Origin of the sequence: Bacillus sp. FJAT-14266 (assembly GCF_001719225.1) — a bacterium.
GTDB lineage: Bacteria > Bacillota > Bacilli > Bacillales > Bacillaceae > Bacillus > Bacillus subtilis.
In genome coordinates, this window is record NZ_CP017072.1 from 3571541 (window position 1) to 3590503 (window position 18963).

Sequence of the window (18963 nt, forward strand, 5' to 3'; positions counted from 1 at the left end):
CGTTACACACCTTCTCCTTTACTAATGGAAGCCGCATCAAGATCAGGTACGATATTGATCCAAGTCTTTCCTGGCACAAACGGAAGCCACTTGCCGTCTTTTACCGGCACAATTCTGCCATTCACTTGTTTCCAGTCTGTTTCAATGACGTTTCCGTGCTGAAACAACAGACCTTTTCCTCCTGATTCCAAGTCGATGTCCCGCCTTCCATCTTGATCAATAATATGATGGCTGGCTTCAACAATGAAAATATTTTGCATTGCAACCGGCTTTCCGGTTTCCCGGTCTGTCGTTATGACACCATCAGAGCTTCTTGTATAAAATTCAGCTTTTTTATCATAGTTGTATTCGACAAGATTTGTAACGTTATTTGTTCCATAATCTACCCGAACATTGTAAGATTCATTTGCAGGTTTTGCATCTGATGTTTGAAACAGCAGCGGATTTGTTTCCTGCTTCAGCTTATAACCCTTTTGTTCTGCCGCCTTTTTTATGTAATCATAAGACGTATAGGAATTGTGGGGCGGTTTGCTGAAATCAGCTCTCCAAAATAAGCTTCCGTCAAAATCCAATCCGTTCATATAATCGGCAGCTCCGGATTCCAGCTGCTTTTTGGCGCCGGGACTCCAGCCGTGGTGGACAAATATGCTGTCAAAGCCATTGCTGAGAGTGACGAAATATTCCCGCGCGCTCCGCACAGGTCCGACAGTTTCAGGCATCTGGCTTTGGAAAATGGCCAGAAATCTTGTGATTTGCCCTTCGGCTAGCGCTTCTATGACAATGTCGGCTTTAGACAGACCCGACTGCGGCCTCGCCTTCGGGTGATTGTTCACCACAACAGCAACAGGGCGGCGTTCAGTCACTTTCTGTTCAGTCTTTAGCCCCGTTAAAGGAGCTTTCAGCTTCTTTGCAGTATCCGGGACAGCATCCTTCTGCTGGCAGGATACCAGCAGAAAAAACACGAAACACAGCGCGCAAACTGTCATCCATTTTTTCATATGTCGGCTCCCTGCTCTTTTATATTTTAACGCATTATCGATGGAAAGAGTACAGTTTTTTTCATGACGTCGAATATTCCTCTTGGCGTAATGCGTATATACGGAAGGTGCGTACTTTGCAAAAAGAGCAGCGTATAGATAGGATCGCAAAACTCATAGCCTCTTTCAGTCAAAAGATCTCTCAGCTTTTGTTCCTTCTCAAGCACGTCTTCATACGCTTCCGAAGAGGCGCAGCCGCACAGCGCAAGCGGGATTTCATGCAGAATGTTTCCGTTCTCCGCTAAAACAATTCCTCCTCCGATTTCTTTCATGCGGGCGAAAGCGAGCAGCATATCCGCTTTATTTTTTCCAATCGCGACAATGTCGCCCGTCGTCGTAAAGGAGCTTACAAATCCCTGCACGCTTGAGGCAAACCCTTTTATCATCGTATTGACGCGCCATTTCCCGTGTCTGTCGAGCATCGTCAAATAACTTTCATCATGGTCAAACGAGAGCTGTTCCATCGAATTGTCGATCTCAATCATATATGGCTCCATAATAACCGCATTCCGCATTTTCACGCCCATCGGCATAGAAAACTGCAAGTCATCCATCGTCATATCATATGAAAGCTCAAGCGGGACAAGACCGCCTTTGTGCCAGTCCGTCTTTGTAAACGCCTTCAAATCACAGCCGTTTTCACGCAGAATGGTCCCTTTTGACAGAACAGTCACTGGATTCGGATTTAACGGATCTTCCAGTATGTTTAGCGATGCCAGTCTGCCCGGTCCGACAACTCCTAAATAATCATCCATTTGGTAATACTTTGCGATATTAAATGATGCCATATTGTAGGCGTCGATTGCAGGTACGCCTTCTTCTAACGCAATGCGAATCAGCTCGTTTGTCATGCCGCCTTTATAGAAATTCGGGGTTGCGCCATCTGTCGTGTAAAAGAAGTGGTCATAATAGCGGAAGCCCTTCTCATGCAGCTCTTGCAAGATTTTTCTTACATCGGGGCGAATGGAAGAGTTCCGAAGGGAAACATAATAGCCCAGTTCCAGCCTTCTCATCACTTCATCACCTGTCATCGCTTCATGATCACAATCCGCACCGAACAGCTTCATTTTTGTAAGCGTTTTATCAGAAGCGCCGGGAAAATGCCCTTCAATACGTTTTCTCTGTTTCTTTGTAGCTTGCATACAGTGGAGCATTAAATCATCACCATCTACCAGGCGAGGCCATCCGGTCATTTCTCCGCCTTGAATCACATCCGGATGTTCAATCCACTGTTTTCTGACGTCAAATGGAAGGACGTGGTCCTCGTTCAGAACCTCGGTCTGGAGGTCATAGCGTGACCACCAAAAATACTGGACAGGCTGCTTTTTGAGTTCATTCAAAATCGTAAGCGCTTTCTTTTTTCCGCTTTGCAAAAGCAAAAATAAGTTATCATTCACGAATGTCGTTGTTCCGTATTGAGACACATATTCCGCCAGTGTTTGGGGATTATATATTTGAAAAGGATGTGCGTGCGGTTCAATATAACCTGGCACAATGTATTTTCCTTCACAATCAATCGTATGAATTTCTTCGGCTCTATTCGGAAGTTCATGACCCACATAAACAATGCGGTCCTGATAAATCCAAATGTTTTTTTTCAGCCATTGTTTTACATATGGATTTAAGACGAGAGCATTCCGTAAAAGGAGCGTTGGAAGCAGCTTTGAGTCTACAACATCAACCTGTGCCCTGATGTCTTTGTTTTTCCAGTTAAAGGTGCGTTCGGACATTCACATACTCTCCTTTACATGTATTAGACTCATGGTATCACATCCTTCCTCATCACGCACGATAAAAACGTTACAAATTTTTGAAGGTTCGATTAAAAAACTTTTTTAAGTAAAAGGAGCGGATTTCCTTGAAGCCAAACATCAGTCTCATCAATGCCGTGTTCAGAATCGCCTGCGGATTGACGATTATGTCAGCCGCCAGTGCAAAGTTTACGAAAAAACCTTGGTGCAGAATGCATCTCTTTTACATCTTTATGGGGGCCATGAAAGCGGGTTCGGGAATCTTGCGCTTCTGTCCTGTGACCTACATGTTTCAACACAGCGATTCTGGAAATAACGAGCATCAAAACGGATAAATGGAAAAGCTTGATCACAAAACGTGATCAAGCTTTTTTTTATGCCCACCCTTTGTTTTCATATAGAAATATCCTGCAGCTGCCAGCACTGCCGGATAAAGCAGTGCCCAGCCGCTGAATGAATAAATCACCGCGCACGCCACAAATGCCCCGAGCGCCATCCACCAGCCTATATCTCTCCTGCCCAGCAGTTTCAGTGCTGCCGCCATTGTACATATGTAAGATGCGATAAAAGCCGCGCTCGGCCCTTTCAACAGAGTCGTCAAATCGATTTGAAACAGACCATGCGCTGCAAGCACTAAGCCAAACACTGCGGCCATCGCTGTCAAAACGCGAATAGGCGTACGTTTTGTCGCACTGAGTTTTCCAAAAAATACGGGTATGTGCCCCTCTCTCGCCAATGCGTACACCATTCTTGAAAAACCGGCAATATTGGCATGGATGGTGGCGAATGTAATAAACAGCGCTAAACATACCGTGACATATACACCGCTTTCTCCTGCTCCTTTTGAAATGAGCATGGCAAGCGATGCAATTTCTCCATTCTCTCCATATGAATGAGTCCCCACCGTCACAAATGACAGCATGATATACAGCCCTGCCACACAAGACGCTGCCAAAAACAAGCTGAGCGGGACATCTTTTTCAGGGCGATGAAATTCCTCAGCCAACGGGGTAATCATTTCCCAGCCTACAAAAGAGAAAAAAATCATAACTGAAACAGATCCAGCGGCAGACCAGCCATGCGGAAGAAACGGCTTGAATTCTGCTATCGTGACGTGTGGCAATGACACAGCAATAGAAGTGACAAGCAGAAATACGATGACACAAATAACGATTGTACTGATGTTTGCTGATAGTTGAATGCCTCTCATATGAAGCAAAATAGATATAGCCAGCATGCAACCAGCAATCAATGTAATCTGCCAATCGGCCGCCTCTGTGATGTAACTGACGTAATGCGCGCCAGTCAAAGCGATGATGGGAACGCCAATCGGAACGGAACCTAACATGATCCAGCCCAAAATAGCCCCGGCTTTTTTCTGAAAGGCCAGCTGCACATAAGCAGTGATTCCTCCCGCGCTGGGCGCAATTTTCACAAGCCGTGCCAGCGTGCCGACGAGAAGAAAAGATAAAAAAGACATGAATACCCAGACAAATAAAGAAGCCGGACCGGCCGTATCCGCAGTGACAGACGGCAGGATTAATATCCCGCATCCTAAAACCGCCCCAATCGTTAACGCCGTCCCTTGTATCCAAGTAATAGAGCGCTGTAATTCTGGCAACATGATGCCTCCTCTCTGATTGATGGCTTTATTATAGAAAAAATAAGACGGCATCCATATGCTACAATGAAGTTAAATCAACAGCATTACCTTACGATCAAAGGAATTTTCATTCATTCGCCTAAATATGTAAAGGAGCCGGACAAATGGACGATACAGACCTTCAGATTCTCTCGCATTTGCAGCGAAACGGCAGATTAACGATGGTTGAGCTGGGAAAGCTTGTCGGACTCAGTTCGCCAAGCGCGGCGGAGCGTGTCAGGAAGCTTGAAGACAAAGGAGTGATTACCGGGTACAGCGCGAATATCTGTTATGAAAAACTAAACAAGCATGTCACCGCTTTCATTCTCATGGAGCCGAAAAGCTGCAAGCACTACGCCGCCTTTGCAAAAGCGCACCCTGATGTAGCAGAAAACCACCGCATCACAGGGATGTACAGCTATGTGACAAAGGTCGTGACTGAATCGGTACATACGCTTGAGGATTTTATTGACGCCTCGATGGCCCATGGAAAACCAACCACGCTCGTTGTCCTTTCTTCTTCCAGCTGCCATCCCGCTTTTTGATAACAAAAAACCCGCAGCTATTCTGCGGGTTTTCCTCACTTATTTTTGGGCAGCCTTTAAAGCGCGTGCCCCAATGTCTTTTCTGAAAAAGAGTCCCGGTTTGAATATTTCATCAACCGCTTTGTACACTCGGTCTCTAGCCGCTTCAAACGTTTCATCAAAAGCCGTCACATTGGCGACGCGCCCCCCGTTTGTAACGAACTCTCCATCTTCTGCTTTCGTTCCGGCATGGAAGACCACGACCTGCTCAGTTTCTGCTGCAAGGCTGCCGATCGGCGTGCCTTTTGCATAGCTTTCCGGATACCCTTCTGATGCAAGCACAACACTCACTGCCGCGGTATCCTTCCATCTTAAGTCAACTTCCTTATCATCTAAAAGATCAAGAAGCACCTGTACCAGATCAGATTCCATGCGCGGAAGCACGACCTGTGTTTCCGGATCGCCGAAACGGGCATTAAATTCAATGACCTTCGAGCCGTTTTCAGTAAGCATCAATCCAGCGTACAAAACGCCAGTGAAGGAACGGCCTTCTTGTACCATTGCTTTTGCGGCCGGCTTCACGATGGTTTCTACAGCATGGCGAACCGTTTCTTCCGAAATTTGCGGAACTGGAGAGTAAGCGCCCATTCCGCCTGTATTCGGACCTTTGTCTCCGTCAAACGCACGCTTGTGATCCTGGGCAATCACCATCGGATACACCTTTTCCCCTTTGACAAAGGCCATCAGAGAAAATTCTTCACCAGAAAGATATTCTTCAATGACAACGGACGCGCTCGCATCACCGAACTTTTCATCTTCAAGAAAGTCATGCAGACATGCAATTGCTTCTTCCTCTGTCATAGCCACAGTAACGCCTTTTCCAGCTGCAAGTCCATCTGCTTTTATCACAATCGGAGCACCTTTTTCCTGCACATATGCCTTCGCCTCATCAAAGGATGTAAACGTGTCGTATTCTGCGGTCGGAATGTCGTATTTCTTCATTAAATCCTTAGCGAACTGTTTGCTTCCTTCGATGATCGCCGCGGCTTTTGACGGGCCGAACACGCGCAGACCCGCTTTTTCAAATTCATCCACCAGACCTTCAATCAAAGGAACCTCAGGGCCGACAATGGTTAGGCCGACCTGGTTTTCTTTTGCAAACGAGACAAGCCCTGCGTGGTCGCTTTCCTCAATGTTTACAAGCTGTGCGGAAGCTTCCATGCCGTCATTTCCAGGAGCTGCAAATACATTCTCGACGAGGCTGCTTTGCGCTGCCTTCCACGCCAGCGTATGTTCTCTTCCGCCTTTACCGATAATTAATACATTCACGTCGTTTTCATCCCCTTAATGTTTGAAGTGTCTGATGCCGGTGAATACCATGGCAATGCCGTATTCATCCGCTTTTTTGATGGAATCCTCATCTCGGATCGATCCGCCTGGCTGAATGATGGCTGTAACGCCCGCTTTTGCCGCTTCTTCGACAGTATCTGGCATTGGGAAATATGCATCCGAACCGAGCGCGCTGCCCTTCGCTTTTTCCCCTGCTTGCTCGATTGCGATTTTTGCCGATCCGACGCGGTTCATTTGGCCTGCTCCCACGCCGACTGTCATGTTCTCCTTCGCGAGAACAATCGCATTTGATTTCACATGCTTCACGACTTTCCAAGCAAGCTTCAAGTCTTCCCACTCTTGCTCGTTCGGCTCTCTTTTTGTCGGAATGCTAATCTTAGCATCATCGAAGCCGTGCATATCTAAATCTTGAATCAGCAGCCCGCCTTGAACGGATGTCAGCTGTTTTTCCTTTTGAACAGCAGCAGATACGTCAAGCGTCAGCAGGCGGAGATTTTTCTTCGCAGTCAGGACGTCGAGCGCTTCTTGGCTGAATGAAGGCGCAATGATGATTTCTAAGAAAATGTTATGAAGCGATTCGGCAGTTGTCTTGTCCACTTCACGGTTCAACGCGATAATGCCGCCGAAGATAGATGTTTTATCCGCTTCAAACGCTCTGTCAAACGCTTCGGTGATCGTTTTTCCTGTTCCCACGCCGCACGGGTTCATATGCTTCACGGCAACCGCAGCCGGTTCAGTGAATTCACGAACGATTTGAACTGCCGCATCCGCGTCTTTAATGTTGTTGTAAGAAAGCTCTTTTCCGTGAAGCTGTTCTGCTTGCGCAATGGAGCCTTTGACAGGAAGAGCTGTTTGATAGAAAGTTGCTTCCTGATGCGGGTTTTCTCCATAGCGAAGCGATTGTTTTTTCTCAAATGTCACAGTGAATTGCTCTGGTTCTTTTTCACCGACAACATTTGTCAGATAGTCAGCGATCAGTGCATCATATGCCGCAGTATGACGGAATACCTTTGCCGCGAGCTCGCGTTTTTTCTGAAGAGATACGCTGCCTTCTTCTTTGATTTGATTCAGCACTGGGCTGTAATCGGCCGGATCGACGATAACCGTGACATCCTGATGGTTCTTTGATGCCGCACGCAGCATGCCAGGTCCGCCGATGTCGATATTTTCGATCGCTTCTTCATATGTGACGTCTTCCTTAGAAATCGTTTCTTTAAATGGATAGAGGTTGACGACAACGAGGTCAATCGGCTGAATCCCGTGTTCATTGATCTGCGCCATATGCTCTTCATTGCCGCGAACCGCCAGAAGGCCGCCGTGAATATTCGGGTGAAGGGTTTTTAACCGGCCGTCCATAATTTCAGGGAAGCCTGTCACTTCAGAAATTCCGATCACATCCACACCGTTTTCTTGAAGAAGCTTTTTCGTTCCGCCTGTGGAGATGACTTCAATGCCAAGCTCTGTCAGTTCTTTTACGAAAGGAACGAGATTTGTTTTATCTGAAACACTGATTAACGCACGTTTAATGGTCATGCCTTTTCACCTCTGTTATTTAATCCTAATAGCTGTTTAATCACACTCGGATACCATTTATGCTCAAGCTTGTGAATCCGCTGTTCGATTGTTTCCAATGTATCATGTTCATCAATTTCGATTGCCTTTTGAGCGATGATCGGACCTGTATCCATTCCTTCATCGACATAATGCACGGTGATTCCGGCCACCTTCACACCCGCCCGGAACGCCTGTCCGACTGCGTCGATCCCAGGAAACGCCGGAAGAAGCGACGGGTGAATGTTAATGATTTTTCCTCCATATGCTTGAAGGAGCGTATCACCGATCAGCCTCATATAGCCGGCAAGAACAATCAATTCAACCTCGTGAAGACGAAGCTGTTCAATGATGGCTTGTTCAAATGCGGCCTTGTTTTCATAAGACTTCGGCTCAAATGCAAAGGATGGAATGTGGAATGCTTCCGCCCGTTCGATGACTTTCGCCTGCGGTTTGTCGCAAACGAGGAGCGCTGCTGACGCATCCCAGTTCTCCTCCTTCAAACGCGTGACAATGGCTTCGAAGTTGGAACCGTTTCCTGATGCAAATACCGCAAACTTTTTCATGAAAGTGCCGCACCGCCGAATGTGACGCCTTCACCTTTTTTCACACGCCCGATTAAATAGGCTTTTTCACCATGGCTTTCAAGCGTTCCGATCACATCTGTCAGATGCTCTTCTTTGACAGCCAAAACAAAACCGATCCCCATATTAAAGACGTTGAACATGTCTTCTTCCTTCAGCTTGCCGTACTCTTGCAGGAAAGAGAAAATCGGCGGGATCGGCCATGAGCCATGATCAATTTCCGCACTTAAGCCTTCCGGAAGCATACGCGGAATATTTTCAATAAATCCTCCGCCTGTCACGTGCGCCATGCCGTCGATTTTTCCGCTTTTGACAGCGGCAAGCACAGGCTTCACGTAAATCCTTGTCGGTTCAAGCAATTCCTCGCCAAGCGGGCGTTCAAACGGCTCATATGTTGTATCAAGGTCCAGCTCCGCATCATCCAGAAGCACTTTTCTGACAAGGGAAAAGCCGTTGCTGTGAAGGCCGCTGGAGCTGAGGCCGATCAACAGATGGCCCTCTTCGATGTTTTCTCCAGTCACGATTTCGTCCTTTTCTGCCACTCCGACTGAGAAACCGGCAATATCGTATTCATCAGCTGTATAGAGTCCCGGCATTTCAGCCGTTTCACCGCCGACTAAGGCTGAACCTGACTGCTCACAGCCTTCCGCAACACCTTGTACAATCTGTTCAATTTTCACTGGGTCCGCTTTGCCGACCGCTAAATAATCAAGGAAAAACAGCGGCTCTGCACCTTGTGCCAGCACGTCATTGACACACATTGCAACAGCGTCCACGCCAATCGTGTCATGCTTATCCATGGAAAAAGCGAGCTTTAATTTTGTACCGACACCGTCCGTTCCCGAAATGAGAACTGGTTTTTGATAAGAAAGCTCAGACAGGTCAAACATGCCGCCAAAACCGCCAAGGCTGCCCATAACTCCAAGCCGTTTCGTGCGCTCCACGTGTTTTTTCATTCGTTTTACAGCTTCATATCCGGCTTCGATGTCAACTCCTGCGTTTTTATATGCTTCAGACATCCTATTCACTCCTTTAAGGCGCTTTTCAAAATATCTCCCCGAACGAGGGCAGAAAGAGAAAGGCAGCCGAACTGCGCTGCCTTTATGTCATTTTTCAAGTTTTATTTGGTTAATACTGCTTCTTTTACGTGAGGAAGCACTGTATCCTGGTAAATTTCAGTCGGATATTTTCCTGTAAAGCAAGCGAGACACTGTCCGCAATTCGAGTCATCGTATTTTCTGCCGATGCCTTTCAGCAGCCCTTCCACACTCAAAAATGAGAGGGTATCGGCTCCGATTTCCTGACGGATTTCTTCAACAGAATGCGAAGACGCGATTAATTCTTCATGTGTGGAAGTATCAATGCCGTAAAAGCACGGATGAGCGATCGGCGGTGAACTGATTTTCACATGCACCTCTGTCGCACCCGCTTCTCTAAGCATCGTGACAATCCGGCGGCTAGTTGTTCCGCGTACGATAGAGTCATCCACCATCACGACGCGTTTGCCTTCTACAACCCCGCGCACCGCAGACAGCTTCATTCTGACGCCTTGCTCACGCAGAGCCTGGGACGGCTGAATAAACGTTCTGCCGACATAGCGGTTTTTGATTAAACCGAGCTCATACGGAATGCCTGTTGCCTCTGCATAGCCGATCGCCGCTGAAATACTGGAATCCGGAACCCCGGTTACGACGTCAGCTTCAACTGCGGATTCCTGAGCCAGCATTTTTCCAAGGTTTTTACGGGCACTGTGTACGTTAATACCGTCAATATTGCTGTCTGGTCTGGAGAAATAAATGTACTCCATGCTGCAAATGGAACGGTTGATATTCATGGAAAAACGCTCTGATTTCATGCCTTCATCATTAATGATCAGCATTTCTCCCGGCTCTACCTCGCGAAGGTACGTTGCGCCGACGACGTCAAATGCGCATGTTTCTGATGCGACCACATAAGCGTCGCCCATCATGCCGATGGATAGCGGTCTCAGCCCGTTTGGATCAAGTGCGACAATCATTTCTGTTTCGGTCATGATCAGGAACGCGTAGGCGCCTTTCAGCATAGAAAGCGAGTTTTTAATTTGATCCTTCAGCGTGAAGTGTCCGCTTCTTTTGATCAGGTGAGCCAAAACCTCTGTATCCGAAGAGGTTTGAAAGATGCTCCCTTGATTTTCAAGCTGCTGCTTCAGCTGAGTGGCATTGACAAGATTTCCGTTATGAGCAAGCGCCAGGCTGCCGTTGTTTTGGGAACGGAAGAGGAGCGGCTGAACATTTTCGTATCCGCCGCCTCCAGCCGTTGCGTACCGAACGTGCCCGATAGCGCCTTTTCCCTTTACTTTGCTGAGTTCGCCGTTTTGAAATACTTCAGTGATCAGACCTTGGCCTTTGTGAGCCGTCAGCTTTTCACCATCAGTCGCTACGATGCCCGCACCCTCCTGTCCTCGGTGCTGAAGGCTGTGGAGACCGTAATACGTGATTTGCGGGGCTTCTTCATGTCCCCAAATCCCAAAAACGCCGCATTCTTCATTTAAGCCTTTGATTTCAGCAAGCATGGGATAGCTCCTTTCCATACGCGTTCAAGCTCTTTCGTTTGCGCATGAATCATTTGTTGTCCGTCTTGGTTTTGAATCGCCAGAATTCCGTCAGCTGTTACCTCACCAATATGAACCGCATCTTTGACAGTTGCTTCAAACGCAGCTTGATGTTCTTTTTTCACTGAAACGACGAAGCGGGATTGAGATTCAGAGAATAATAACGCCGCTTCCCCTTCTACAGTCACATTAGCGCCAAGGTTTTCCGTCGTCATGACACTTTCCGCAATCGCTACGCCTAAGCCGCCTTCAGACACATCATGCGCAGATTGAACGAAGCCTTTTTTAATCGCGTCAAGCAGTGCTTTTTGACGAGACAGCTCTACATCAAGATCGATTTGCGGCGCTTTGCCGTAAATACGGCCTTCTGTCATTTTTTGCAGCTCGCTTCCCGCAAACTCTGGTTTTGTTTCGCCGATCACGTATACGAGATCTCCTGCTTGTTTGAAATGCTGTGTTGTAATGTGCGCTGTATCTTCAATTAAGCCAACCATGCCGATAACTGGTGTCGGATAGATCGCCGTGCCGTTTGATTCGTTATAAAGCGATACGTTACCGCCAATAACCGGTGTGCTGAGAACATTGCATGCTTCGCTTATGCCGTCTGCCGCTTTTTCGATCTGCCAGAAGATTTCCGGCTTCTCCGGGTTTCCGAAGTTAAGGTTATCTGTGACCGCAAGCGGTTCTGCGCCTGAACAAATGATGTTGCGTGCCGCTTCAGCAACAGCAATTTTTCCGCCGACTTCAGGATCAAGATAGAGATAACGCGCGTTACAGTCTGTCGTCATCGCCAGCGCCTTTTTCGTTCCGCGGATTCTGAGAACACCAGCATCAGACCCAGGAGCGACAACTGTATTCGTGCGCACCATGTAGTCATACTGATCATAAACCCACTCTTTACTCGCAATCGTCGGCTGCTGAAGAAGGGCCTTCAGCGTTTCATTCGCATCTTCAATTTGCGGAGCCGGAACGTCCGTTTCCAAAAACTCGCGATAGTAAGCAGGCTCTTGAGAAGGCTTATGGTAAACCGGTGCTTCTTCTGCCAAGGCATCAACAGGCAGCTCGCACACAACCTCTCCTTTGTGTGTCAGGCGAAGCATTTTATCATCTGTCACACGTCCGACAGAAACCGCTTCAAGATCGTACTTGTCAAAAATATCGATGATTTCCTGCTCACGTCCGCGCTCAATAACCAAAAGCATCCGTTCTTGTGATTCAGAAAGCATCATTTCATACGCGGTCATGCCTGTTTCGCGCTGAGGAATCAGGTCAAGGTTCATTTCAATGCCAGAACCGGCTTTACTTGCCATTTCTGCACTTGAGCTTGTTAAACCGGCAGCTCCCATATCCTGAATGCCGACTAAGGCGTCGCATTGGATGACTTCCAGACATGCTTCAAGCAAAAGCTTCTCCATAAACGGATCGCCGACTTGGACAGCAGAACGCTTTTCTTCAGACGAGTCTGACATTTCTTCAGAAGCAAACGTAGCGCCGTGGATGCCATCACGCCCTGTTTTCGCTCCTACGTACATTACTGTGTTGCCGACACCCTTCGCCTGACCTTTTTTGATGTCTTCATGGTTGATTAAACCGACGCACATGGCGTTGACGAGCGGATTTCCTTCATAGCTGCTGTCAAACTGCACCTCTCCGCCGACTGTCGGGATGCCGATACAGTTGCCGTATCCGGCGATACCCGCTACTACTTCTTCAAACAAGTACTTCACGCGGGGTGAAGTCAGTTCACCAAATCGAAGAGAGTTCAATACAGCGATTGGGCGTGCACCCATTGAGAATACATCACGGATAATTCCGCCTACGCCAGTCGCAGCGCCTTGGTAAGGCTCTAGAGCTGATGGGTGGTTATGTGATTCAATTTTGAACACAACCGCTTGGTTATCACCGATATCAACGATTCCGGCGCCTTCCCCCGGCCCCTGCAGCACACGCTCGCCGCTTGTCGGGAATTTACGCAGAATCGGCTTTGAGTTTTTATAGCTGCAATGCTCAGACCACATGACAGAAAAAATTCCGATTTCTGTGTAGTTCGGCAATCTTCCAAGAATGGATTCTATCAATGCAAACTCATCATCACTGACACCCATTTGCTGATACAGTTTCTCTTCTTTTATTTGTTCTTTACTTGGTTCAAGCAGTAGTGACATGAGTTTCCCTCCAATTTTTCACGATAGACTGGAACAATTTAAGACCGTCGGCGCTTCCAAGCAGTTCATCGACCGCGCGCTCAGGGTGAGGCATCATGCCTAATACATTGCCTTTCTCATTCACGACACCGGCAATGTCGCTGACACTTCCATTAATATTAGAGCCGTATGTGAAAGCAATTTGATTGTTTTCCTTTAATGAAGCAAGCGTCTCGTCATCACAGTAGAAATTCCCTTCACCATGGGCAACCGGGATTGTAATCGATTCTCCCTTTTCGTAGGAAGCTGTGAATAAGGTTTCGTCGTTCTGAACAATCAATTCAACCGGACGGCAAATGAACTTCAGATCTTTGTTGCGTCTCATTGCGCCTGGCAGCAGCCCAAGCTCCTGTAAAATCTGGAATCCGTTACAGACGCCAAGAACAGGTTTTCCTTCAGCCGCTGCTTGTTTGACAGCTGGCATAATATTCGCAAATCGGGCGATGGCGCCGCATCTTAAGTAATCGCCGTAAGAAAATCCTCCCGGAATTAACACGCCGTCGAAGCCGTCAAGACTTGTTTCCTCATGCCAGACGTATTCCACTTCATGGCCGAGCTCATCCTTTACAGCATGATACATATCGATATCACAGTTGGAGCCGGGTAACACAATCACCGCAAATTTCACTGTGCGACTACCTCCTCAACCTCGTATCTGTAATCTTCAATTACTGTGTTCGCAAGAAGTTTTTCGCACATTTCTTTCACTAGCACGTCAAGATCACGGTCAGATTTTTCAATGGTAAGCTCCATGTATTTCCCGATGCGCACATCTTGAACTTCGTTGTAAGTCATACTGTGCAAGGCATGCTGGACAGCGCTCCCTTGTGGATCTAGTACACTTTCTTTTAAGCTGACATAAACTTTTACTTTATACATGATGAATGCCTCCCAGTCTTTTGAAAATCTCTTCGTATGCGTCGGTTAAGCTTCCCAGATTGCGTCTGAATAAATCTTTATCCAGCTTTTCGTTCGTGTCTTTATCCCACAAGCGGCATGTGTCAGGAGAAATTTCATCCGCCAAAAGCACTTGCCCTTCTGCATCTAATCCGAATTCAAGCTTGAAATCTATTAATCTGACATGACAATCGCCGAAAATGCTTTGAAGCTCTTCATTTACTGTTTTTGTAATGGACTTAATGGTTTCTACCTGCTCAGGAGTCGCTGCTTTCAAAAGCCAAATATGATCTTCTGTGATGAGCGGATCACCCAGCGCGTCATCCTTGTAGTAAAACTCGATAATCGGCTGCTCAAGCTCCGTGCCTTCTGGAATGCCGAGACGTTTGGACATGCTTCCTGCCACAACATTTCTTACCACGACTTCAAGCGGCACAATCGTTACCTTTTTAATGAGCTGCTCCGTTTCCGAAATGCGCTCGATAAAATGATTGTTAATGCCCTTAGCATGAAGGTGTTTGAAAATGAGGCTTGAAATTTCATTATTTAAGCGCCCTTTTCCGCTGATTTCTGCTTTTTTCTCGCCGTTAAAGGCAGTGGCGGAGTCTTTATACACGACATACAGCGTGTTTTCGTCATCGGTTTTGTAGATCTTTTTTGCTTTTCCTTCGTATAAAAGTTCATTCTTCACAATATTCACGGAAGGCCTCCTAACCCGAATGTTGGGAATTTTCAAACTTCGGCGGCTTAGAAGAAGCCGCTAAAAGCTTCTTCTATGCTAAACCTAAACGTTCAAAGATCAGATCAACATTTTTCAGATGGTAATTGTAATCAAAGCAGTCAGCAATTTTTTCCGGAGAAAGGCGTGACGTGATTTTCTCTTCCGCTTCCACAAGCTCGCGGAACGGCACTTGTTTTTCCCACGCTTCCATTGCTTTCGGCTGAACTGTATCATAGGCTTCTTCACGTGTAAGGCCTGTGTCAATCAAAGCAAGCAGCACACGCTGAGAATAGATAAGGCCGAGAGTGCGGTCCATGTTGCGCTTCATGTTTTCCGGGAAGACCGTTAAGTTCTTCACGATGTTGGAGAAGCGGTTCAGCATGTAGTTCAGCGCAATTGTCGCATCCGGAAGAATAATCCGTTCTGCTGAAGAATGAGAAATATCGCGCTCATGCCATAATGGAACATTTTCGTAAGCTGTCATCATGTAGCCCCGGATCACGCGCGCCATGCCTGTCATGTTTTCAGAGCCAATCGGATTTCGTTTATGCGGCATTGCAGATGAACCCTTTTGCCCTTTCGCGAAAAATTCCTCTACTTCACGTGTTTCACTCTTTTGCAGTCCGCGGATTTCCACAGCGAATTTCTCGATGCTTGTCGCGATCAAAGCAAGTGTTGCCATATAGTCAGCATGGCGGTCACGCTGAAGGGTTTGAGTGGAAATCGGTGCTGCTTTCAATCCGAGCTTCTCACAGACATATTGTTCAACAAATGGATCAATGTTCGCATATGTGCCGACAGCACCGGAAATCTTTCCAACCTCGATGCCTGCTTTCGCTTGTTTGAAGCGCTCAAGATTACGTTTCATTTCTTCATGCCAAAGCGCAAGTTTTAAGCCGAATGTTGTAGGCTCAGCGTGTACGCCGTGTGTGCGCCCCATCATGACTGTGTATTTATGTTCTTTCGCTTTTTCTTTTATAATGTCAACAAATCTCTCAAGATCCTTGAGCAAAATATCGTTTGCCTGTTTTAATAAGTAGGAAAGAGCCGTATCAACAACGTCAGTTGACGTTAAGCCGTAATGCACCCATTTTCTTTCTTCGCCCAGTGATTCGGATACAGCGCGCGTAAAAGCGACAACGTCATGGCGCGTGTCCTTTTCGATTTCTAAAATGCGGTTGATGTCAAATGACGCATTTTCGCGCATCAGCTTTACGTCTTCTTTTGGAATAACGCCAAGCTCCGCCCACGCTTCACAGGCAAGAATTTCAACCTCTAACCATGCTTGAAATCTGTTTTCATCCGTCCAAATCGCGGACATTTCAGGTCTTGAATAACGTTCGATCATTCTGCTTGTCCTCCGTCTCTATTCATCCATTTATTTGTGATCTCCTGAATCCATTCGTCTTCAGGCTGCTTCATAAATGTAATATGCCCCATTTTGCGGCCTTTTTTGATTTCATGTTTTCCGTATATATATAGCTTTGCCTCTTTTAAAAGCTCCGGGTCTTCCTCAACAAGCTTCACTTCATCGCCGAGAAGATTCACCATCATGCCCGGCTTCAGCAAATCTGTCTTCCCAAGCGGAAGCCCGCATACCGCTCTGATATGCTGCTCAAACTGGCTCGTCTCGCAAAGGTCCAGCGTATAATGCCCTGAATTGTGCGGTCTTGGCGCCAGTTCATTGACCAAAAGCTCTCCGTCCTCTGTCAGGAACATCTCAACAGCAAGCGGTCCGACAAGGTTAAGCTCATCTGCAAGCTTAACTGCGAGATCAGCAGCCTTCTGCTGAATCCCTTTCTCTACCCGTGCGGGCACGATGCTTTGGAAAAGAATATTGTTGTGGTGAATGTTTTCAGCTGTCGGAAATGTTGAAATTTCACCGTTTACCGATCTAACGACGATCACCGACAGTTCCATTTTAAAAGAAACCCAGCTTTCAAGAATGCAAGTTCCGTGTTCTAACAGAGCGGCTGCCTGCTCCATTTGCGCCTCTTCTTTTATCACAAATTGGCCTTTGCCGTCGTACCCGCCGCGGCATGTTTTCAGCACTGCCGGAAGCCTGAGCTCCTGTACTGCCTGTTTCAATTCATTCTTTGTTTTGACGATGCTGTACGGTGCGACTTCACAGCCCGCGGATTGAATTGCTTTTTTCTCTGTTTCACGGTTTTGGGTAATAAGCAGCAGCTCACTTCCTTGCGGGAGATACGCATGATCTTTTAGCCAATGCAGCGCATCATAGTCGATGTTTTCAAACTCATATGTGATGATATCGCTGATTTCAGCCAATTTTCGAATCGCTTCACGGTCATTATAATGAGCGGTAATTTCGACATCCGCAACCTGCCCGCACGGCGAATCTTTCACCGGATCAACGACCGCGACTTTATACCCCATTTGTTTGGCGGACACAGCCATCATTTTCCCAAGCTGGCCGCCGCCGATAATGCCGATTACAGCTCCCGGATAGATGATTTGTTTAGACAAGCTGATCACTGCTTTCTAACACTGTCTGTTTTGTATTTTCTCTTCTCTCATCCAGCTTACGGGCAAGGTCTTCGTCAAATGCTGACAAAATTTGCGCCGCTAACAGGCCTGCGTTCACAGCACCCGCTTTGCCGATGGATGTTGTCGCAACAGGCACGCCTCCAGGCATTTGGACGATGGAAAGAAGTGAATCCATTCCGTTCAGCGCCTTGGACTGAACCGGAACTCCAATGACTGGCAGTGTTGTTTTCGCAGCCGTCATCCCTGGCAGATGCGCCGCTCCTCCGGCACCGGCAATAATCACCTTGATGCCTCTTTCTCTAGCAGTTTCAGCATATTCAAACATGAAATCAGGCGTCCGGTGAGCGGAAACGACCTTTTTTTCGTACGGAACATTGAGTTCGTCAAGTATGTCGCATGCGTGTTTCATTGTCTCCCAATCGGAAGTGCTTCCCATGATGATTCCTACTAGCGGCTGCATTCTGTTCCCCACCTTCTAATGCTTTTGTTTTCAGAAAATAAAAAATACCCGCTCTGCATTGCACTTATGAGGAAGCAATACAAACCGGGCATGGTACATGTATCGTCAGTCGTTCGCTTCTGCGATATATCCATGTCAGTTTTATCGATCACTTTCCTGCATAGTCCGGCAATTTACGGTTGCCGGGTAGAAACTTATGGGCCATATTCCCAAGATTATATGAGGTCGTGTTTTGATTTCATGTTTATCTTAACAACGGACATGGATAATGTCAACGATATTATCGAACGATACAAAAATTCATTCTACTAATGTTCGTGTTTTAGATCAATTTCCCTTCAAATACGATTTTTTTCCCGCACGGAACGATCTGAATTGACCCATTTTCCTTTTTTTCCATAAAAATAGGCTCTTCCATTCGCCTTACAGGCAGATATCCTTCTTCTTTCATTTGCTGAAGCACCGCATCAATCGTTTGCTGCTCTGTCACTTCAAACTTTTTCTTCTTCGGCTTTGCCATTATTCTTTAATTCTCCTCTTCTTCACTGCTTTGACCCAGAAGCCGCCGTGGATTGTTTTTGGTTCGTACGCAATAATAAAGGCTTTTGAATCAAGTGTTTTAATCGTATCATATAGCTGGAGTTCATATTTTCTCGGCGTCAGGATCTGAAGGGCTGTGCGGTCGCCTTCAAGCCCGCCTGCCACCCAATTTGTCACGCCGTAGCCTTTTTCGCGGAGCTGCTTCGGAAGATCAAGATCGAGCTCCTTCGTAATCACATTGACCATAATATAGCCAAGCGCCAATTTTTCTTCTATTTTCATGCCGACAATTACGCCAAGACCGTAACCGAGCGCGTACGCGATCACATTTTGAATCTGGTCTAAGTTATCGAGCACCAGACTCAGCCCTGTCACATAAACCAGTATTTCAATCGTACTGATGCCGGCCGCTAAATAACGCTGTCCTTTCAGCGTTAAAATCATTCTTATCGTAAAAAATGACACATAGACAATATTAATAATGAGAATTATGAGAACCATGGCTATCCCATTTGATAAGATGGTTTGCATCATTTTATTCATCCCCCTACTCTTCAGCTTGCACAAAGCATTCATATTCTACTAGAGAAATGAGCCGTTTACA

Annotated in this window: 19 protein-coding genes and 1 riboswitch; of the genes, 2 read left to right on the forward strand and 17 right to left on the reverse strand. The window is 46.8% G+C overall.

What is annotated here, in order from left to right; genetic code table 11:
* Positions 1 to 2 precede the first annotated feature (2 nt).
* Both BGM23_RS18475 and BGM23_RS18480 read right to left on the reverse strand, forming a co-directional pair.
* The gene (locus tag BGM23_RS18475; protein ID WP_003233927.1) at positions 3 to 998 is read right to left on the reverse strand and encodes a DUF3048 domain-containing protein; all 996 of its coding nucleotides are present in this window, start codon (positions 996 to 998) and stop codon (positions 3 to 5) included.
* A gap of 26 nt (positions 999 to 1024) precedes the next feature.
* Positions 1025 to 2767, reverse strand: coding sequence for an adenine deaminase (locus BGM23_RS18480; protein WP_003233929.1), 1743 nt, complete (start codon positions 2765 to 2767; stop codon positions 1025 to 1027).
* A gap of 128 nt (positions 2768 to 2895) precedes the next feature.
* Between BGM23_RS18480 and BGM23_RS18485 the strand changes: the two genes are divergently transcribed.
* On the forward strand, positions 2896 to 3123 hold the full coding sequence (locus BGM23_RS18485) for a YgaP family membrane protein (RefSeq protein ID WP_003233931.1): 228 nt from the start codon (positions 2896 to 2898) through the stop codon (positions 3121 to 3123).
* 14 nt (positions 3124 to 3137) lie between these two features.
* Here the strand turns inward: BGM23_RS18485 and BGM23_RS18490 are convergent, their stop codons facing one another.
* Positions 3138 to 4412 carry an APC family permease gene (locus BGM23_RS18490; protein ID WP_029726603.1) on the reverse strand — a complete coding sequence of 425 codons (1275 nt, stop codon included), beginning with the start codon at positions 4410 to 4412 and terminating at the stop codon, positions 3138 to 3140.
* Positions 4413 to 4555: 143 nt separating this feature from the next.
* Here BGM23_RS18490 and BGM23_RS18495 point away from each other — a divergent pair, with 143 nt between their 5' ends.
* Positions 4556 to 4975 (forward strand): Lrp/AsnC family transcriptional regulator, encoded by a 420-nt coding sequence (locus BGM23_RS18495; protein WP_024572877.1) that lies wholly within the window; start codon positions 4556 to 4558, stop codon positions 4973 to 4975.
* A 39-nt stretch (positions 4976 to 5014) separates the two neighbouring features.
* Here the strand turns inward: BGM23_RS18495 and purD are convergent, their stop codons facing one another.
* From purD to BGM23_RS18565, 14 genes are all read right to left on the reverse strand, one after another.
* Positions 5015 to 6283, reverse strand: coding sequence for a phosphoribosylamine--glycine ligase (gene purD, locus BGM23_RS18500; RefSeq protein ID WP_029726602.1), 1269 nt, complete (start codon positions 6281 to 6283; stop codon positions 5015 to 5017).
* A 15-nt stretch (positions 6284 to 6298) separates the two neighbouring features.
* Positions 6299 to 7837, reverse strand: coding sequence for a bifunctional phosphoribosylaminoimidazolecarboxamide formyltransferase/IMP cyclohydrolase (purH, locus tag BGM23_RS18505; RefSeq protein WP_038427478.1), 1539 nt, complete (start codon positions 7835 to 7837; stop codon positions 6299 to 6301).
* Complete coding sequence (gene purN, locus BGM23_RS18510) at positions 7834 to 8421, reverse strand: phosphoribosylglycinamide formyltransferase (RefSeq protein ID WP_015252651.1); 588 nt, start codon at positions 8419 to 8421, stop codon at positions 7834 to 7836. Before purN ends, purH begins: the two co-directional genes overlap by 4 nt.
* A complete protein-coding gene (gene purM / locus BGM23_RS18515) occupies positions 8418 to 9458 on the reverse strand; it encodes a phosphoribosylformylglycinamidine cyclo-ligase (RefSeq protein WP_003233945.1) in 1041 nt (346 codons plus the stop codon). The genes purN and purM overlap by 4 nt, the downstream gene beginning before the upstream one ends.
* Positions 9459 to 9559: 101 nt before the next feature.
* A complete protein-coding gene (gene purF, locus BGM23_RS18520) occupies positions 9560 to 10990 on the reverse strand; it encodes an amidophosphoribosyltransferase (RefSeq protein WP_003233947.1) in 1431 nt (476 codons plus the stop codon).
* Positions 10966 to 13194: a phosphoribosylformylglycinamidine synthase subunit PurL gene (gene purL, locus BGM23_RS18525; protein WP_015715441.1), complete on the reverse strand. Its 2229-nt coding sequence runs from the start codon at positions 13192 to 13194 to the stop codon at positions 10966 to 10968. Before purL ends, purF begins: the two co-directional genes overlap by 25 nt.
* Entirely contained in the window at positions 13178 to 13861 is a 684-nt protein-coding gene (gene purQ, locus BGM23_RS18530) for a phosphoribosylformylglycinamidine synthase subunit PurQ (protein WP_015715440.1), read from the reverse strand. Before purQ ends, purL begins: the two co-directional genes overlap by 17 nt.
* Complete coding sequence (gene purS / locus BGM23_RS18535; RefSeq protein ID WP_003219409.1) at positions 13858 to 14112, reverse strand: phosphoribosylformylglycinamidine synthase subunit PurS; 255 nt, start codon at positions 14110 to 14112, stop codon at positions 13858 to 13860. The genes purQ and purS overlap by 4 nt, the downstream gene beginning before the upstream one ends.
* Positions 14105 to 14830, reverse strand: a complete 726-nt coding sequence (gene purC / locus BGM23_RS18540; protein ID WP_015715439.1) for a phosphoribosylaminoimidazolesuccinocarboxamide synthase — start codon at positions 14828 to 14830, stop codon at positions 14105 to 14107. Before purC ends, purS begins: the two co-directional genes overlap by 8 nt.
* Positions 14831 to 14903: 73 nt before the next feature.
* A complete protein-coding gene (gene purB, locus BGM23_RS18545) occupies positions 14904 to 16199 on the reverse strand; it encodes an adenylosuccinate lyase (RefSeq protein WP_015715438.1) in 1296 nt (431 codons plus the stop codon).
* Complete coding sequence (purK, locus tag BGM23_RS18550) at positions 16196 to 17338, reverse strand: 5-(carboxyamino)imidazole ribonucleotide synthase (protein WP_009966735.1); 1143 nt, start codon at positions 17336 to 17338, stop codon at positions 16196 to 16198. The genes purB and purK overlap by 4 nt, the downstream gene beginning before the upstream one ends.
* Positions 17331 to 17819 (reverse strand): 5-(carboxyamino)imidazole ribonucleotide mutase, encoded by a 489-nt coding sequence (purE, locus tag BGM23_RS18555; protein ID WP_003244134.1) that lies wholly within the window; start codon positions 17817 to 17819, stop codon positions 17331 to 17333. Before purE ends, purK begins: the two co-directional genes overlap by 8 nt.
* Positions 17820 to 17960: 141 nt before the next feature.
* Positions 17961 to 18062: riboswitch (purine riboswitch) on the reverse strand.
* Positions 18063 to 18141: 79 nt separating this feature from the next.
* Positions 18142 to 18339 carry an NETI motif-containing protein gene (locus tag BGM23_RS18560; protein ID WP_003219403.1) on the reverse strand — a complete coding sequence of 66 codons (198 nt, stop codon included), beginning with the start codon at positions 18337 to 18339 and terminating at the stop codon, positions 18142 to 18144.
* Positions 18339 to 18893 (reverse strand): DUF2179 domain-containing protein, encoded by a 555-nt coding sequence (locus tag BGM23_RS18565; RefSeq protein ID WP_015482896.1) that lies wholly within the window; start codon positions 18891 to 18893, stop codon positions 18339 to 18341. The genes BGM23_RS18560 and BGM23_RS18565 overlap by 1 nt, the downstream gene beginning before the upstream one ends.
* Positions 18894 to 18963: the final 70 nt, after the last annotated feature.

Bases quoted from the DNA above. Each gene is read 5' to 3' on its own strand.
- BGM23_RS18560 (WP_003219403.1), bottom strand. From the start codon at position 18,339: ATGGCAAAGCCGAAGAAGAAAAAGTTTGAAGTGACAGAGCAGCAAACG.
- purS (WP_003219409.1), bottom strand. From the start codon at position 14,112: ATGTATAAAGTAAAAGTTTATGTCAGCTTAAAAGAAAGTGTACTAGAT.
- purH (WP_038427478.1), bottom strand. From the start codon at position 7,837: ATGACCATTAAACGTGCGTTAATCAGTGTTTCAGATAAAACAAATCTC.
- purM (WP_003233945.1), bottom strand. From the start codon at position 9,458: ATGTCTGAAGCATATAAAAACGCAGGAGTTGACATCGAAGCCGGATAT.
- purL (WP_015715441.1), bottom strand. From the start codon at position 13,194: ATGTCACTACTGCTTGAACCAAGTAAAGAACAAATAAAAGAAGAGAAA.
- BGM23_RS18480 (WP_003233929.1), bottom strand. From the start codon at position 2,767: ATGTCCGAACGCACCTTTAACTGGAAAAACAAAGACATCAGGGCACAG.
- purB (WP_015715438.1), bottom strand. From the start codon at position 16,199: ATGATCGAACGTTATTCAAGACCTGAAATGTCCGCGATTTGGACGGAT.
- purF (WP_003233947.1), bottom strand. From the start codon at position 10,990: ATGCTTGCTGAAATCAAAGGCTTAAATGAAGAATGCGGCGTTTTTGGG.
- purN (WP_015252651.1), bottom strand. From the start codon at position 8,421: ATGAAAAAGTTTGCGGTATTTGCATCAGGAAACGGTTCCAACTTCGAA.
- BGM23_RS18490 (WP_029726603.1), bottom strand. From the start codon at position 4,412: ATGTTGCCAGAATTACAGCGCTCTATTACTTGGATACAAGGGACGGCG.
- BGM23_RS18495 (WP_024572877.1), top strand. From the start codon at position 4,556: ATGGACGATACAGACCTTCAGATTCTCTCGCATTTGCAGCGAAACGGC.
- purE (WP_003244134.1), bottom strand. From the start codon at position 17,819: ATGCAGCCGCTAGTAGGAATCATCATGGGAAGCACTTCCGATTGGGAG.
- BGM23_RS18565 (WP_015482896.1), bottom strand. From the start codon at position 18,893: ATGATGCAAACCATCTTATCAAATGGGATAGCCATGGTTCTCATAATT.
- BGM23_RS18475 (WP_003233927.1), bottom strand. From the start codon at position 998: ATGAAAAAATGGATGACAGTTTGCGCGCTGTGTTTCGTGTTTTTTCTG.